This window comes from Mycobacterium sp. NGS58 (genome assembly GCF_059812385.1).
In genome coordinates this window covers 193,442-208,732 of sequence record NZ_JCALCO010000002.1, presented here as the reverse complement: position 1 = coordinate 208,732, position 15,291 = coordinate 193,442, and the positions used below count along the sequence as shown (strand labels likewise).

Annotated in this window: 16 protein-coding genes, 1 tRNA gene and 1 pseudogene; 9 read left to right on the top strand and 9 right to left on the bottom strand. The window is 67.0% G+C overall.

Features of this window, described 5'->3' with window-relative positions; all coding sequences use genetic code 11:
• Positions 1–41: 41 nt before the first annotated feature.
• Positions 42–509, bottom strand: coding sequence for an FHA domain-containing protein FhaB/FipA (locus AC5Y4H_RS02970; protein WP_007771646.1), 468 nt, complete (start codon positions 507–509; stop codon positions 42–44).
• A gap of 124 nt (positions 510–633) precedes the next feature.
• Complete coding sequence (locus tag AC5Y4H_RS02965) at positions 634–2,292, bottom strand: FHA domain-containing protein (RefSeq protein WP_499978415.1); 1,659 nt, start codon at positions 2,290–2,292, stop codon at positions 634–636.
• Between the two features lie 253 nt (positions 2,293–2,545).
• On the opposite strand from AC5Y4H_RS02965, the gene AC5Y4H_RS02960 reads away from it, so the two are divergent.
• Positions 2,546–2,628, top strand: a tRNA-Leu gene (locus AC5Y4H_RS02960).
• A 170-nt stretch (positions 2,629–2,798) separates the two neighbouring features.
• Here AC5Y4H_RS02960 and AC5Y4H_RS02955 read toward each other — a convergent pair.
• The 4 genes from AC5Y4H_RS02955 to AC5Y4H_RS02940 form a co-directional block, all read right to left on the bottom strand.
• Complete coding sequence (locus AC5Y4H_RS02955) at positions 2,799–3,128, bottom strand: GNAT family N-acetyltransferase (RefSeq protein WP_499978414.1); 330 nt, start codon at positions 3,126–3,128, stop codon at positions 2,799–2,801.
• The gene (locus AC5Y4H_RS02950) at positions 3,115–4,110 is read right to left on the bottom strand and encodes a pirin family protein (RefSeq protein WP_499978413.1); all 996 of its coding nucleotides are present in this window, start codon (positions 4,108–4,110) and stop codon (positions 3,115–3,117) included. Before AC5Y4H_RS02950 ends, AC5Y4H_RS02955 begins: the two co-directional genes overlap by 14 nt.
• Positions 4,111–4,172: 62 nt before the next feature.
• Positions 4,173–5,555 carry an acyl-CoA dehydrogenase family protein gene (locus tag AC5Y4H_RS02945; RefSeq protein ID WP_499978412.1) on the bottom strand — a complete coding sequence of 461 codons (1,383 nt, stop codon included), beginning with the start codon at positions 5,553–5,555 and terminating at the stop codon, positions 4,173–4,175.
• A 92-nt stretch (positions 5,556–5,647) separates the two neighbouring features.
• Positions 5,648–6,064 (bottom strand): WhiB family transcriptional regulator, encoded by a 417-nt coding sequence (locus AC5Y4H_RS02940; RefSeq protein WP_499978411.1) that lies wholly within the window; start codon positions 6,062–6,064, stop codon positions 5,648–5,650.
• A gap of 143 nt (positions 6,065–6,207) precedes the next feature.
• Between AC5Y4H_RS02940 and AC5Y4H_RS02935 the strand changes: the two genes are divergently transcribed.
• From AC5Y4H_RS02935 to AC5Y4H_RS02910, 6 genes are all read left to right on the top strand, one after another.
• Positions 6,208–6,990, top strand: a complete 783-nt coding sequence (locus AC5Y4H_RS02935) for a helix-turn-helix domain-containing protein (protein ID WP_499978410.1) — start codon at positions 6,208–6,210, stop codon at positions 6,988–6,990.
• Positions 6,987–7,817: a C40 family peptidase gene (locus AC5Y4H_RS02930; RefSeq protein WP_499978408.1), complete on the top strand. Its 831-nt coding sequence runs from the start codon at positions 6,987–6,989 to the stop codon at positions 7,815–7,817. The genes AC5Y4H_RS02935 and AC5Y4H_RS02930 overlap by 4 nt, the downstream gene beginning before the upstream one ends.
• 48 nt (positions 7,818–7,865) lie before the next feature.
• The gene (locus tag AC5Y4H_RS02925; protein ID WP_499978406.1) at positions 7,866–8,225 is read left to right on the top strand and encodes a DUF4226 domain-containing protein; all 360 of its coding nucleotides are present in this window, start codon (positions 7,866–7,868) and stop codon (positions 8,223–8,225) included.
• 135 nt (positions 8,226–8,360) lie between these two features.
• Positions 8,361–9,812 (top strand): DUF4226 domain-containing protein, encoded by a 1,452-nt coding sequence (locus tag AC5Y4H_RS02920; RefSeq protein WP_499978404.1) that lies wholly within the window; start codon positions 8,361–8,363, stop codon positions 9,810–9,812.
• Positions 9,813–9,861: 49 nt separating this feature from the next.
• Positions 9,862–10,179, top strand: a complete 318-nt coding sequence (locus AC5Y4H_RS02915; protein WP_499917397.1) for an ESX-1 secretion-associated protein — start codon at positions 9,862–9,864, stop codon at positions 10,177–10,179.
• Positions 10,176–10,487, top strand: a complete 312-nt coding sequence (locus tag AC5Y4H_RS02910; protein WP_499978402.1) for a DUF2694 family protein — start codon at positions 10,176–10,178, stop codon at positions 10,485–10,487. Before AC5Y4H_RS02915 ends, AC5Y4H_RS02910 begins: the two co-directional genes overlap by 4 nt.
• Before the next feature lie 25 nt (positions 10,488–10,512).
• Here AC5Y4H_RS02910 and AC5Y4H_RS02905 read toward each other — a convergent pair whose 3' ends face one another.
• Positions 10,513–10,656 carry a hypothetical protein gene (locus AC5Y4H_RS02905; RefSeq protein ID WP_499978401.1) on the bottom strand — a complete coding sequence of 48 codons (144 nt, stop codon included), beginning with the start codon at positions 10,654–10,656 and terminating at the stop codon, positions 10,513–10,515.
• Positions 10,657–10,738: 82 nt separating this feature from the next.
• Here AC5Y4H_RS02905 and AC5Y4H_RS02900 point away from each other — a divergent pair, with 82 nt between their 5' ends.
• Together AC5Y4H_RS02900 and AC5Y4H_RS02895 are read left to right on the top strand one after the other, a co-directional pair.
• Positions 10,739–12,448: a DUF5632 domain-containing protein gene (locus AC5Y4H_RS02900; protein ID WP_499978400.1), complete on the top strand. Its 1,710-nt coding sequence runs from the start codon at positions 10,739–10,741 to the stop codon at positions 12,446–12,448.
• A 66-nt stretch (positions 12,449–12,514) separates the two neighbouring features.
• Entirely contained in the window at positions 12,515–12,835 is a 321-nt protein-coding gene (locus AC5Y4H_RS02895) for a DUF2710 family protein (RefSeq protein ID WP_499978399.1), read from the top strand.
• A gap of 241 nt (positions 12,836–13,076) precedes the next feature.
• Here AC5Y4H_RS02895 and AC5Y4H_RS02890 read toward each other — a convergent pair whose 3' ends face one another.
• Positions 13,077–13,850, bottom strand: coding sequence for a TIGR03084 family metal-binding protein (locus AC5Y4H_RS02890; protein ID WP_499978398.1), 774 nt, complete (start codon positions 13,848–13,850; stop codon positions 13,077–13,079).
• A 50-nt stretch (positions 13,851–13,900) separates the two neighbouring features.
• Positions 13,901–15,233, bottom strand: a pseudogene (locus tag AC5Y4H_RS02885) (MFS transporter).
• Between the last annotated feature and the right edge of the window lie 58 nt (positions 15,234–15,291).

The following is a 15,291-nucleotide window of genomic DNA, read 5'->3' as shown; positions in this document are numbered from 1 at the left end:
CTCGATCCCGGCTGCGCCGGCAGCCTCGTCGTAAGCCCGGGTCACGGACGCAACTCAATCGCCGTTTTGCCGATTCGAATCGGCGTTCCGATTGGAACTCGTACCGCAGTCGTCACCTTCGCCCTGTCAAGGTAAGTACCGTTTGTCGATCCTAGATCCTCGACGTACCACTCCGAGCCGCGCTGAGACAGCCGGGCGTGCCGCGTCGAGGCGTAGTCGTCGGTGAGCACGAGCGTGGAGTCGTCAGCCCTGCCGATCAACACCGGTTGTCCGCTGAGGGTGATCCGTCCCCCCGCCAGCGCGCCCTCGGTGACAACGAGATAGCGCGCCGCATGCCGGCGCTGGCGTGACGGCAGCAGCGTGCTGCGCAGCGCCAGGCCGCGGCGCACCATGACAGCACCCGTGGGCGCATAGATGTCGGTCCGAAGGATTCGCAGCACGGACCAGATGAAAACCCACAGCAGCATTAAAAAGCCGGCGCGCGTCAGCTGCAGTACCAGTCCCTGCATCTGGCGTCCTTTCCGTCCTAGCGTCGCATCCCTGGCGCCCGTGACTCCGAGCACATCGGCTACGTCACGATACTTGGACGGCGGATGACACGGGGCGAAGCACGGCAGCGTTAAGCCCAGTGGCTTAGTGGATCCGGACGATGATCTCCGAGTGGCCCAAGCGGATCACGTCGCCGTCGGCCAGCTGCCACTCCTGGATCGGTGCGTTGTTCACCGTGGTGCCGTTGGTCGAGTTCAGATCCGACAGCAGCGCGACCTGTCCGTCCCAGCGGATCTCGAGGTGACGCCGTGACACGCCGGTGTCGGGCAACCGGAACTGGGCGTCCTGTCCGCGGCCCACGATGTTGGAGCCCTCGCGCAGTTGATAGGTGCGACCGCTGCCGTCGTCGAGCTGAAGGGTGATGGTGGTTCCACCGGCGCCATAGCCGCCCTGGCCGTAGCCGCCGTAACCACCCGGTTGCCCGTAGTCGGCGGACTGGCCGTAGTCAGCCTGCTGACCGTATTCCGGTTGCTGGCCGTACTCCGCCTGCTGGCCGTAGTCGTACTCGGGACTGGCGGCCTCCGGGTAGCCGCCGGCTTGACCGCCGTACCCGCCGCCCTGCACATGCTCGGAATACTGCGTGTACTCGGCGGAGCCATAATCCTGGCGGCCGTATCCCCCGCCCTGCTGGTAGCCCTGGTCGTACCCGCCACCCTGCTCGGGGTACCCGGGCCGCTGCTCGGGCGGGGCGTAGCCGCCCTCGTCCTGGCGGGCCGGACCGCGACCGTAATCGCCGTAGCCGCCGTAGCCCTGCTGACCACCGCCCGGCTGACCGCCCGGAGGTGCATAACCGCCACCCTGGCGGTACCCCTGGTCGTAGCCCTGGCCGCCATAGCCGCCGGGCGCGGGGGGACGCTGCTCGTACGACTGCGGATAGCCGCCCTGTCCCTGTTCGGGATAGCCGCGCTGGTCTTGGTAGCCCTGCTGCTGCGGGGCATAGCCGCCCTGACCCTGCTGGTCGGGGTAGCCGCGCTGGTCCGGGTACCCGCCCTGTTCGGGGTAGCCCTGTTGCGGAGGGTAGCCGCCGCCATGTCCTTGCTCGGGGTACCCGCCCTGTTCGGGGTAGCCGCCCTGCTCGGGTTGGCGGGGCGGCGGGTAGCCCTGTTGCGGCGGGTAGCCGTGCTGCTCGGGTGGATATCCGCCACGCTGGTCGGGCGCTCCCTGCGGATCTGGGCCACCGCGCGCGTCGTCCTGCGGGCGCCCGTAACGGTCGTCGTAGTACTCGTCGCCGGATCGGCCCGGCCCCTGACCCCCGCGGTAGCCAGAATTGTCAGTCATTGGTGCTACTCCTCGTTCTTCGCCGAACGCGTTATTTGATTGTGGCCGGACGGGGTCGTCGACCGTCGGGCGGGGCTGGACATCAGGGTTGACAGCACCGCGGGCGCGGTACTGGCCGGTGCGCAGGTTCGATGACTGCTCGAACCGAACGACAACCTCACCATACGTTTGCCACCCCTGTTCGTGGATGTAGTCAGTCAAGTGCCTCGCAAAACCGCTCGACGTGAGATTCGAATCGGCGTTCACCTTCTCGAAGTCGTGCATACCGAGGGTAATGATGTATTCGTTCGGGGCCAAAAGGCGGTTTCCGTGAAGTTTCTGGACTCCGTCACGCGCCTCGCGGCATAACAAAGCTTCGACCTCTTGCGGAACGATCGATCCACCGAATACCCGCGCGAAGGCGTTGTCTACCGCCGCCTCGAGCTTGCGCTCGATCCGCGTGGCCAGCCCCCGTTGGCTACTCATGTCCTACCGTTCGCGTGCACTTGCCATCAGGTATTGCCATTGGACGGCAAACGAATCACCCCGGTGCTGGATCACTTCCGCATCGTATCGGGACATCGCGTCGCCGCGGCACTTTCGAAATCGTGAGAACTGCATCAGCCCAGTTCAGAGCCCTGTGGGGGGCAGGCTGCAGGGTGCGGTACGGCTTCGGGTCCCGCTTCGCCGGTTCGGGAATCGGGCCATTAGAGTGATATGGTCCATCGGTTGTTTTTCCGGGCGAGTGGCGGAATGGCAGACGCGCTGGCTTCAGGTGCCAGTGTCCTTCGGGACGTGGGGGTTCAAGTCCCCCTTCGCCCACACTGAGCGGTTCTACGAAACGTCACGGCCTCGAACGGGGTCGTGACTTTCGTTTTGTGCGGATGAACGCGGCGCCGCGCCGATCAAGGCTTGTTCGTCTGCCGAATCGGCGGATCGCGCTGTACGCGCTGGATCGGCGATTCGAAATCCGACCGAGGATCAGCGCCCACCTATGAGCGCACCCACTGGGTGATCTCTGGAGTGACCGGGTCGGTGATGTCGTCGAATTCGGGATGCTTCTTGAGCACCGTGCCGATCATCGAGCACACCGGAACGATGCGCTTGCTCTCGGCGCGCGCCTCGTTGAGCGCCTCCTCGATGAGGATGGTCGCCAGCCCGCGTCCGCCATACGCCGGATCGATTTCGGTGTGGTAGAAGACGCGCTGATCGCCGCGGTCGGCGAAATCGGCCAGCCCCACCGTCTTTCCCTCGACGGTGATCGTGTACTTGCCGTCCTGAAGGCTAACCGTGGCTTCCGCGCCGGTCTTATCGGTTGTCATCTGTGCTTCCCTTTCTTTGCGGTGTAGGCCGGGGCCGCAGCCGAGCGGTCGGCAGCGGCGGGGCGGGCAGCCGGGCGAGCGCTCCCCGGTATCCAACGACGGCGCCGAATCGGTCGTCGGCGTCCTCCCACAGTCGGCGGTAGTCGACGATGTCTTCGTGGCTTCGTCCGACGAAGTTCCACCACATCACCAACTCTTCGGTGAACGGCGTACCGCCGAGCAGCAGCACCCGCGCGGGCCCCTCCCCCGCGTTGTGCACCTGCAGCTGTGCCCGGCCGGGACTTCGGTACGCGAACTCGGCGACGGTCAGGGCCGCCCCGTCCACGTGGACGGCCCCGGAGTCACACAACACGCCGTGCTCAAAGGCCGGGTCCACGTCGATGTCCAGGGCGGCTGCCGCCTCCAGGTCAATTTGGACGCCCAGCAACGGCGTGAATGTCGGCACCGGTGACCGGGTGCCGACCAGCTCACCCAGAAAGACGCGTGCGTTCGCGCCCGGCAGCGCTACGGGCGCGGGTGCGTAATGGGCGAAATCTCGCCCCGCGTCGCGATCGGATGCGGGCAACGCGATCCAGAGTTGGACTCCGTGGAGCGGGGCCCCAGAATCAACCGAGACCTCCGAATGACAGATGCCGGCGCCCGCGGTCATCAGATTCAGCTCGCCGGGCCGAACGGCCGCGTGTACGCCGGCGCTGTCGCGGTGCTCCACTCCCCCACTAAACAGCCAACTGACAGTTTGCAGTCCCGTGTGGGGGTGCGGCGGGACGTCCATTCTCGCGTCGACGGGGCCGTAATGGTCGACGAAACACCATGCTCCAACGAGCGAACGCTGGCGTTGTGGAAGCGTGCGTCGCACTCGGATCGCCCTGGGACCACCCAACGGAACCTCCCGCGGTTCCAATACCTCCACCGTCGGGGAGGCGCCCAGGTGTTGTGAAGCAGCGCAGGCGACTTCGGCCGGGGCGGCTTCAAGATTGCTCATCGTCCACCCTCCGTCGCGGGGCCCTCGGCGGCGCCTTCATCCGCGACCGTACCCCGGCGCTCTTACTTGCGCGGGGGCCGCAGCACCTTCATGGCGAGCCGCATGACGGGCTCGGGCACGCGATCCTTCACCGATAGGGCATTGTCGGCAATGCGGGATCGCAGCGGGGTCCCCCGCCCGAACACCCGGTTCAGCGGTCCACCGGACGGCTCCAGCACCACGTGCAACGGCGGCGTACCGACGGCGGCGCCCAGCGCGTTGGAGATGACCATCCGCTGAATCTCGCTGGTTCCTTCAAAAATGGTGTACAGCTTGGCATCTCGATACCACTTCTCAACCGGATGATCCGTGATGTAGCCCCACCCGCCCATCGTTTGGATCGCGCGTTCGGTCGCCTTGACCGCGACTTCGCTGGCGGCCATCTTCGACATCGAACCCTCGCCCCGCTCGAAGGGGACGTTATTGGCCGCCATCCACGACGCACGCCAGGTGAGCAGCCGAGCGGCGTCGATCTGGGTCGCCAGTTCCGCCAGCGGGAATGCGATGCCCTGGTTGTCGATGATGGGGCCGCCGAACGCCTCGCGTTCGGTGGCGTACGCGGTCGCGTACTCGAGCGCCGCGCGGGCGATGCCGATGGCCTGGGCGGCGACCATGGGCCGGGTCTGCTCGAAGGTGCCCAGCGTCGCCGATCCGGAGCGCTTTCCGCCCGCCACGACTTCCCGGGCTTTGGCGAGCTTGTGCTCGAGCTTTTCTTGTCCGCCAAGCAAATTGGCGCCCGGTACGCGCACACCTTCGAGGAGCAACTCGGCGGTGTGAGACGCCCGGCAGCCCAGTTTGTCCAGTTTCCGCAGCATCTTCAGGCCGGGTGTACCGCCCGGCACCACGAACAGCGCTTGACCGCGATGGCCGAGCTCCTCGTCGACGACGGCGTTGACCACGTGCACATTGGCGATGCCGCCATTGCCGATCCACATCTTGTGCCCGTCGATGATCCAGTCGTCACCATCGCGGCGCGCATGGGTGCGCAGGTTGCGCACGTCGCTGCCGCCCTCGGGTTCGGAGATGGCGAGCGCGGCAAGTTTGAGATCTCCTGGCGTGCCGAAACATTCGGGCGCCCATTCCAACATCTGCTCCGGGGAGGCGGCCTGCCCGATCGCCGATAGCGCCAACGCCGGCATGACGATGGCCAAGCCTATGCCGGCGCAACCCCAGAAGAGCTCCTCCATGAACATGGGCAACGAGACGCCGGTTGGATCGCCGATCAGATCACGGTAAAAGAGCGGGCTGTAAAAACCTTGCTGGGCCGCCTCTTCCAGCACGGCCCAGGGAAATTCCTGTCGCTGGTCGTAGTCCAGCGCTACAGGGCGTATCACAGATTCGGCGAACTCGTGCGTACGCCGGGCGAGGTCGTGTTGTGCTGCCGTCGGGGTCAGGTCGAACGTCATGGGGCGCCTCTGGGTCGACAGACTGGTCTTGCCGAACCGGACTACCCCGTCGAAAGGGCTAGCAAACTGCCACCACGGCTTTCGAACGGATGTCAGGCGGCCGACCGGGGTTTGGCTTGCGCCAGGGGCAGATGGAGCACGACTGCGGCCACCGAGACAGGCTCGTGCTCGTGACGTGCCAGCAGAGCCGCGTTCTCGGGCAGCTGCCGAGGATTGATCTCGCCTGCGGCGATGCGCCGCAGGACGTCGTGCGCCCGGGCGAGCTGGTCACGCTTGCGGTATTGGCCACCCGGCAGCTTCACCCCGGCCCACACGCCGTACTCCTCGCGGTGCGCGATGGCATGCGCGGCGCAGCGGCGCTGCTGCGCCAGCGGGCAGCGGCGCAGGCACTGGATGCGTGCGTCGGTGGCCGACCGTTCGTATGCGCGCGCCTTGGCGGCGCCGTCCCCACCGTCGTCGTCGGGGTAGCCGAACCAAAGTTCCGGGTTGGCTGCGCAGGGGTGTCCCATGTCGGTCTCCTTGTCAAGCGTGAAACGTAGGCAGAAGCGTATACAACGGGGGACTGCTAGCGCAAGAGAAACGTGACAAAAACGTATATGTCGATATCGGTGCCCCGAGCTGTGTAGTATCCGGCCCATGGCCGGAGCGTGCGGTGACCCGTGAGTCGGCCGGTGCGGCTATCCGCGCGTTGCGTGAATCACGCGATTGGTCGCTGGCGGACCTCGCCGCCGCGACCGGGGTCAGCATCATGGGGCTCAGCTTCCTTGAGCGTGGTGCCCGAAAGCCGCACAAAAGCACAGTTCAGAAGATTGAGAATGGCCTCGGCCTGCCGCCGGGCACGTATTCGCGGTTGTTGGTCGCCGCCGACCCAGAGGCCGAGCTGGCGCGCTTGATGTCCGCGCGGCCGCCGGCTCCGATGCCCGCGCGGCGCAGCGGACCGGTGGTGGTTGACCGCCATAGCGACACAGAAGTGCTGGAAGGTTATGCCGAAGCGCAGCTCGATGCCCTCAAATCCGTCATCGATCGCTTGCCTGCGACAACATCAAACGAATATGAGACGTATATTCTGTCTGTGATCGCGCAATGCGTGAAGGCCGAGATGCTCGCCGCCAGCTCCTGGCGGGTGGCTGTCAACGCCGGTGCCGACTCGACCGGCCGGCTGATGGAGCATCTTCAAGCTTTGGAGGCGACGCGCGCGGCGTTGTTGAAGCGCATGCCGACCAGTCTGAGCGCGCGTTTCGACCGGGCCTGCGCTCAATCGTCGTTGCCGGAAACCATCATTGCCGCCCTGGTCGGAGTGGAAGTCGACGAGATGTGGGACATCCGGAATCGCGGGGCGATCGCGCCGGATGCTCTCCCCCGCGTCCGCGCCTTCACCGAGGCGGTCGAGTCGGGCCGCAAAGTGGCAAGCGAACACGATGAGGGGGCATCGTGAGCCAATCCGAAGTCGAAGCGCTGAGCCGCGCCCATCTGCTCTTCGCCGGCAGCACCCAGCCGTCGTCCGTGCACGCCGATGTCAGGCATTACCGCGACCTGTTGCAGCGAGCCGCGATGTTGAGCGACAAGATGGCGCACGGCGGTTACCAGCTCGCGGTGGACCACGGCCGGCAACGTCTCACCGCAGCGGCCGACACCGACGCCGCGGCCACCGACGTCATCGCCGGAGCGCACCGCGATCGAGCCCTCGCCGGTGACCTGACCCGACGCGTGCTGGACGCGGCCCGAGCGGATGCCGCTAAACCGGCGACGCCATTGGCCCGGCGGGAGGCGATGCGGCGCCGCGTGACTCGCCTTCGGGCCCAGCGGGCACACGTGGTGTCGGCGCGCTCTCGCGCGAGCCGCCGCTACGCCGACCTACTGGCCTTGCGTTATCGGCTCCGGCATGACCGTCGGCTGGGGGTAGCAGGACTGCGTGGGCTGCCGAACGATCGCGCCGGTCTGGTGGTGCGTGCCGCACTGTCTCGGCTGGGCCGACCATATGTCTGGGGCGCGACCGGCCCCGACCGGTTCGACTGTTCCGGGCTGGTGCAGTGGAGCTACGCGCAGGCCGGTATCCACCTGGACCGCACCACATATCAGCAGATCAACGACGGCATCGCGGTGCCCCGCTCCCAGGTGCGGCCGGGCGACCTGGTGTTCCCGCACGCCGGTCATGTGCAGCTGGCCATCGGGAACGGCCTCGTTGTGGAGGCGCCCTATTCGGGCGCTTCGGTGCGAATCAGCCGACTGGGCAACAACGTTGCGGTCCGCCGACCGATATGACCAGCCGAGACCGCCCGGTGACACGGGCACGACGAATGGGGTGAGCCGATGGAACAACCGGGGCCCTCATTAGAGGCCGTTGAGGCGCGGCGGTCGGCGCTGGTGAGTCAGCACGGCATCGCGTCCGAAGCCGATCGCGTGCTCAACGAGGTGCTGACCAGCGCTCACGAAGCGGCCCGCGAGAGCGTCAGGCGACTGGATTCCATAGCCGAGCAGATCGACCGCGCAACCGTGAGCCAGGCGGATCTGGCCCTCGATACGCCCATGGGCGCGCGAGAGTTCCGGAAGTTCCTGATGGCCAAGCAGCGCGAGATCGCATCGGTCGTGGCCGAAGCGCGCGAGTTGGGCCAGGCGAAAGCCGCTGTGTTGCAAAGCCTTCGGGCCCAGTACGCCGCCGATAGCGGCTAGCCGGAAATTGTCCACACCGTGCAGCACAGTGAATTGTCGGCAACTATGCCCCTGAGTACCGTCGCCGGACATGGAGGGGTCGCGTCACTTCCCGCAGCAGCGTTCCAGCGCGCTGCGGCGCCGCTTGTTTGGCTGATGTCCGCCTACGACGATCTGCTTGCGGCGGTCAAATACATCCGGGATCGCACCGGTGATCCGAGCGCATGGCAGACAGGGTTGGCGCCTGCGGAAGTGACCGCCGTGCTCACCCCGACCACCCGCCCCGAACAGATCGAGGCAATTTTGCGCAAGATCCGCCAACAACACGCCAGCGTGTTCGGCGCCGCAACGACGACCGACCCGCCCGTGCGGCCGTCCGCCGAAGCCGCGGCGCCGCCGGATCGCGAAACGGGCGAGGCGGCCGACGCCATCGCCAACGCCGAAGCGGCTCTCGCACAACAGAACTCCGCAAGCTCGCAGCTGGACCTGCAGGTAATCTCGGCGATCCTGAACGCCCACCTACATGCGGTCGACGGCCGCGAAGCCCTCACCAGGCTGCAGCACGATACCGAAGTCGCTGTGCGGACCAGGTCGGATCTGGACACCCCGGCGGGGGCGCGTGACTTCCAGCGGTTTCTCGTCGGCAAGCTCCGCGACATTCGCGAGGTTGTCCTGAGCGCCAGCCTGGACGACACGTCGAAGTCGGCCCTGATGGCCGCCTGGACGTCCCTGTACGACGCCTCCAAAGGCGAACCGAATGCCCCAGCCGAACGCGCGCGAGCTCCAGTGCCGGCCGGCGATGCGGCCGCGGGCGACGCGACCGATTATGTGGACGCCGACTGGGATCCGCTGCTGGACTCCCTGCTAGCCGATGACGATGCACTGGCCGGCGATGGTCCAGGACCAGGTCCGGCCGGCATGGCGGCGATGCCGGCGGTACCGCAGCAGCCGACGGCGCCCGCCATGCCCACGTTCGGCGGCGGATCGCTCCCGGGTTTTGGTTCTTTGCCCGCATCGATGGCCGGTTGGGAAGGGCGCGGCGGACTTCCGCTGTCCGAGCTGCAGGGCCGCGACGGGACCGATCCTGCTCTGGACGATCTGGCCGACGAGGAGCTGCCGAACGACCAAGACCCCAGCTCGCCCGACGCCCCGAACGAACCGGGAGACGGGACCGAGGCCCCGCCCGGCGAGGCATCCGACGAGCCGTCTGGTGGTCCGACACCGGTGACGCTGCCCGACGGTGAGATAGTCACCGCTGCCAACCCACAGCTGGCAGCGGCGATCACGGCCGCCGTCAACGGCACCCCGATAGCCGAGGCCTTCCATCAGCAGGGAATGACCATTCCCCCGCCGGGAACCGCCGTCCCCAGCCCCATCGATTCCCTACAGGTCGCGCCGGGCGACATCGGCATGTTCACCGATCGTCACGCACTCGCCCTTGGCCCGGGCAAGGCGCTTCTCGATGGCCAAATTCAACACATCGCCACCGTGAGCGGGCCGAACTTCCTAGGCTGGGAGCATCCGCCGGCGTCGAACGCGGCAGTTACGACGCCGGCCAAGCCAGACCCACCGACACCTACCCGGCCGGCGACTACGTCGACCACCTGACAAAAGTGAACTCACCGGGGAACCGGCGATCGTCAACAGGAGACAGCGGATGGCGGATTCGATTCATGTAGTGCCTGCGCACCTGCGTCAGGCTGCCGCGCATCATCAGGACACCTCGGAGTACTTGCGTACCGTCCCGTCGTCGCATGCCGCGATCCAGGAGAGTCTCGACTCGCTTGGGCCGATCTTCAGCGAGCTGCGCGACGCGGGCCGTGAGCTTTTGGAACTTCGACGCCAGTGCTACGAGCAGCAGGCTGCTGACCACGCCGATCTGGCCGACAAACTGAACGTTTCGGCGACGATGTGGGAACAGCACGAGCAGGAGGCGGCAGGGAAGTTCGGTGACATCGTCGACCGCGGTCGATGACCGACGCGAATCCCGCTTTCGACACCGTTCACCCGAGTGGACACATCCTCGTCCGCTCTTGCCGCGGCGGCTATATGCACAGCGTCGCGCTGAGCGAAGAGGCGATGGAGACCGACGCTGAGACGCTGGCGCAGGGCATCCTGCTGACCGCCGACGTGTCATGCCTCAAAGCGTTGCTGGAAATCCGCGACGAGATCGTCGCGGCCGGGCACACCCCCTCCGCGGTGGTCCCGACCCCCCGAGACCTCGATGCGGCTATCGAGAAGTTGCTGGCGCACAAGCTGCGTCGCCGCACCGGTGCGAGCTAGGGGACTCTCAGGAGAGCCGTGCGGCCTAGCGTAACCGTGGCTTGGCCGCGCTGGGATCTGGAGCGATACCGGTCGGCGGCTCTACCGGGTTGGGGCCGAACAACTCTCGCGCGCGAGCGAGGAAGGCACGCACCTCATCGAGTTGCTGCTGCAGTGCAGAATCAGCCATGTCCTCACGCTACCCAGGGCCGTGCGACCGCACAATTCACCGACCGCACAAGTCGCCCGCCGTGTCCCGGTACGCTTAGCCGGTGGCGGTCTTCGGTCGGATGTCGGCGCGTCAGCGCCTTCGGAGAGCTACCCGGGAATCGCTGGCGATGCCGGCTTTCAGCTCCCCGATCGACTGCACCCCATGGGTGACAGGTGGATTGTGGCCTGCCGAACTGTCGACGGTCACGCCCGAAACCGCCACTCTCGCTGAGCATCTCAAGGCCGATCTGCAACGAATTGCTCACGCGGCCAACGACGAACTGAAGTTACTCAAGCGATCGGGAATGACCGACCTTTCCCGCCAGTCCGCGGAGGCGCGAGTCATCGACGAGGCGCGCGGCCGCGCGGTACGTCGAGTCGAATCGACGATTCGCTATTTGCACGCCATGCGAAGCGGAGCCCAAGCACCGGCTATTCCCCCACCGCGGCCCGAGCCGTCCGACGCGGACATGGAGAAGACGCAGGTACTGCCGATAATCCCCGAGGCCGCGCCCGTCGCCGAGGCGCCCACGCCGCTCGCACCAACCGAGGCGGCCCCGCGCCCGGGAAGAAGGCGGCGTCGAGAGTCCGGGTTCGAGCCGCTCAACGGCCCCGGTGCGCCGCGCCCGGTCCCGCAGGAATCCCCTGCCGCCGACGCCGCCCGCACCGCCGAAGTGTCGCATCTCGGCGAGACTCAGGTTATCCCGGTGGTCCGGGACGACCCCGGTTCACCGACGGCGGTGCAGCCCGCCCCCGAGCCGGTTTTAGACCAGGCCGACTCCGGCCGACACCACGCCGTCGTCGAGCCGTCCGCTGAGGCCGAACAGGAGTCGACCGCTACCGGGGATGCGCGTGCGGGCGCCGCCGGTGCCCCGCACCTCGAGCAGACGCAGATCATTCCGGTGGTCACCAGGGCGGACCCGGTGTTGGAGGCGCCGGTGCAGCGTGCGGCCAAGCCGGTTCCGGACCAGGCCGACTCCGGTCGCCACCACGCGTTAGCCGACGAGCGGGTCACCGTCGAGGCCGAGTCGCAGGTGGTGGCGCAGGAACGCGTCGTCGGGAAGCCTGTCGGTGCGGACGCGCCGCCCGTCGTTGCTGAGAGTGAGAGGCCTTCCGCCTCCGCTAGCGGGTCTAACACCGAAAAACGGTCAACCTCAACGGGTTTCGATATTGAACGACTGAACCGGCTGCTCGAGTTCGTGGTCCGGCAGGAGCCGCGCTTGAATTGGGCGCTCGGAGAGCGTGCCAATGGCACGACGGTACTGGTCACCGATCTCGCTCACGGGTGGATACCTTCAGGCATCACCCTTCCGGCCGGTGTGCGCTTGTTGGAACCCGAGCGTCGCAGCGGCAGGGTTGCCGCACTGATCGGCGAAACGGCGCGCGTCGTCACTTACGCTCCCGGTGATTCGTTGCACCGCTCAGTCAACTTCGCCGCGACGAGGTCGTCGGTGGAGCCGCGCACGCTGCCCGCCATCGATGATTTGGCGAGCGTGCTGAGTGCGGCCACGCGTGGGCGGGACGATCTGCCCAAGATCGTGCCGAGGTTGGCGCAAGCGGCCGCCGCGGGGACGGTCGTCGTCGACCAGGAGGTCGACGTGCTCCGGGTCCATCTCGACACCTCGCGCTACCAACTGCTGGTTCAATATCCGAACGTCAACCCCGCGCTCTTGCTCAAGTGCCTACTGATGGCCGCCACCGAGGGCATCGCCAGCGGAGACGCTGTCTCCGCGAACTACCACCTCGCCTGGTATCAAAAGCTCGCCGGGTGAGCGCCCGGCGGGTTGGCTCTGCTCGCATATGAATTGACGCTGGTCGGAGGGGCCGACGATACTGTCATGGTGGCGCGTTCGGGCAGTCGCGCGAATCTCAGCGAGAAGGATCTCGTCGAATCGGTACTTCGGGAACTGAGCGAGGCGGCCGACAAGTGGGAAGCCCTTGTGGCGCAGGCCGAAGCCGTCACTTACAGCGTCGACCTGGGTGACATCCACGCCGTTGCGAATTCCGATGGCCGGCTGCTGAGCCTGACTCTGCATCCCGGGGTGATGACCGGATACGGGCACGTCGAGTTGGCCGAAAGGCTGAACCTGGCAATCACCGCGCTGCGTGAGGAGGCTGAGGCCGAGAACCGGGCGAGTTACGGCGGGCCGATTCACTGACGCGCGTTTCACGCGCTCATCGACCGGCGCATGAGCTGATGGGCCCCGGCTCTCTTCGCGCGTTTCACGCGCTCATCTACCGGCGCATGAGCTGATGGGCCCCGGCTCTCTTCGCGTGTTTTCACGCGCTCATCGACCGGCGCTTGAGCTGATGGGCCCCGGCTCTCTTCGCGCGTTTCACGCGCTCATCGACCGGCGCTTGAGCTGATGGGCCCCGGCTCTCTTCGCGCGTTTCACGCGCTCATCGACCGGCGCCGGGAGGCCCCGCGAAAGCTTGGGCGATCCCCAACCAGCGGTGGGCGTCGGCGCCCTGGGCACTGATGTCGAGAGCACTCAACGGACGCCGCTGGGTGACCAGGAAACAGAAATCCTCAGCGGACCCACTGACCCGCTGCTCGGCGTCGGCCGGCCCCCACGTCCACGTGTCGCCACCGGGACCGCGCAGCTCCACCAAAAAAGGTTCGGCCGGTGGCGCCAGGTTGTTGACGGCGAAGGCGAAATCGCGGGTGCGCACCCCCAGGTGAGCGATCGACCGCAGGCGTTCGGTCGCGGGTCGCGTCACGCCCAGGGCGTCAGCGACATCGAGACCGTGTGCCCAGGTCTCCATCAGGCGCGCGGTGGCCATCGAGGCCGCGCTCATCGGTGGTCCGAACCACGGGAGCTTGCGACCGGACTCCACCGTGAGCAGCGCGTCGTGCAGCCGTCCCCGGGTAAGCCGCCAGTCGGCGAGCAGCTCGGCCGGCGCCAGCTCCGCCAGCTCCTCGGCGCCCTTGTCCACGAAGCCCGCCGGGTCGGCGGCAGCGTCCGCCAACACATCGGCGAACCCGGCCTCGTCGGTCACCGCGATCAGAGCGACCCGATCGGTCCACAGCAGGTGGCCAATCTGGTGTGCGATGGTCCAGCCGGGCGCGGGCGTGGGCTCCGCCCAGCGGTCGGGCGACAACGGCGCGACCAGCTCATCGAGCGCGTCGCTTTCGGCGCGCAAATCATCGACCATGGGGGCCGGAGCGGTCATCGCAGCCCCCGACCGTCGCTCGCGGCCATCGAACAGCTCACGTGTGTACCCTAGCGATCGCTCGCTGCCTCACCGCTGCGAACGATGATGCTGTGCACGGCTAAACCGACCAGGTAGAGCCCGGAGCCGAACAGCGCAAACGTTGGCGCGTGCCCGTCGTCGGGAATCAAGATGCCGGCCACCGTGATCGAGACGATGAACGCGACCCAGAAGAGCGCGTCCTGCACCGCGAACACGTGCCCACGAAGCGCGTCGTCGACGTCCATCTGGATCGCGGTGTCGGCGCAGAGCTTGACCATCTGCCCGGTGATGCCCAACAGGAAGCCGCACGTGACCATGACCGGGACGAGCAGCTCGGCGCCCGCGACCTCGATGATCGCCGACGCCGCCAACGCGCCATTCGCCGTCGCGTAGCGCCCCCAGCGCCGGATCGCCGGCGGGGTCAGGACGTTGGCCAAAAAGGCGCCCAGCCCTGCCGCGCCGAAGAACATCAGGGCGGTGCCGAATCCCCCACCCTTGAGGTTGGGCATGTGATGAACCAACAACAAGACCAGCAGCGAGTTGATGCCGACGACCATCCGGTGGGCAGCCAGGCCAGACAGGGTGGCGGCGACCGTGGGACGTTGCGCCACCGTGCGTGCGCCGTGCAGCCAGCCGGTGATCACCGCGTAGATGACGGGTCCGTGGATCGCCCGCCGGGTGTCGTCGGGGCCCAGCGCCCGCGCGCCGAACCGCCAGGACAGCAGCAACGCGATCGACACGGGAATCGCCGTGATGAACACGATCACCGAGGCGCCCTTGTCGCTGGCCCCCAGGATGAATCGTGGGACCAGCATGAAGTTTGCTCCGAAGAACGCCGCGATGGCGCCGGCTGCGGTGGCGACCGAGTTCATCGTCACCACCTGCTCGCGCGGCACCACATGTGGCAGCGACGCCGACAGCCCGGAGCCGACGAACCGGGCCAAACCGTTGGCGAACAGGGCGCCCAACAGCAGCGGCACATCGCCGGCCCGGACCGCCAGGATCGTGCCGATCGCGGCGAAGAGGACAAGCCGGCCCACGTTGGCGCCGACGAGCACCAGCCGCCGATCCCAACGGTCCATCAACGCACCGGCGAACGGACCCAGCAGCGAGTACGGCAAGAATAGAACCGTGAAGGCGCGCGCTATGGAAAGTGGATCGGCGGCGCGATCGGGGTTGAACAGCAGGGCCCCGGCCAGCGCCGCCTGAAACAAACCGTCACCAAACTGGCTCGCGACGCGCACCTGTAGCAGCCGCCAGAAATCTGGTAGACCGCGCACCGAACGCCAAATTTCGACGGGTGCGCTGGACTGTATCCGGGTTGGGATCACCGAAACCGACTTCCACGATTGGGGCTGGCAGAGATCAGAGCCGTCCAACCACAGTACAAATCTTCATGGCCCACGGTCTCGATTGCCCT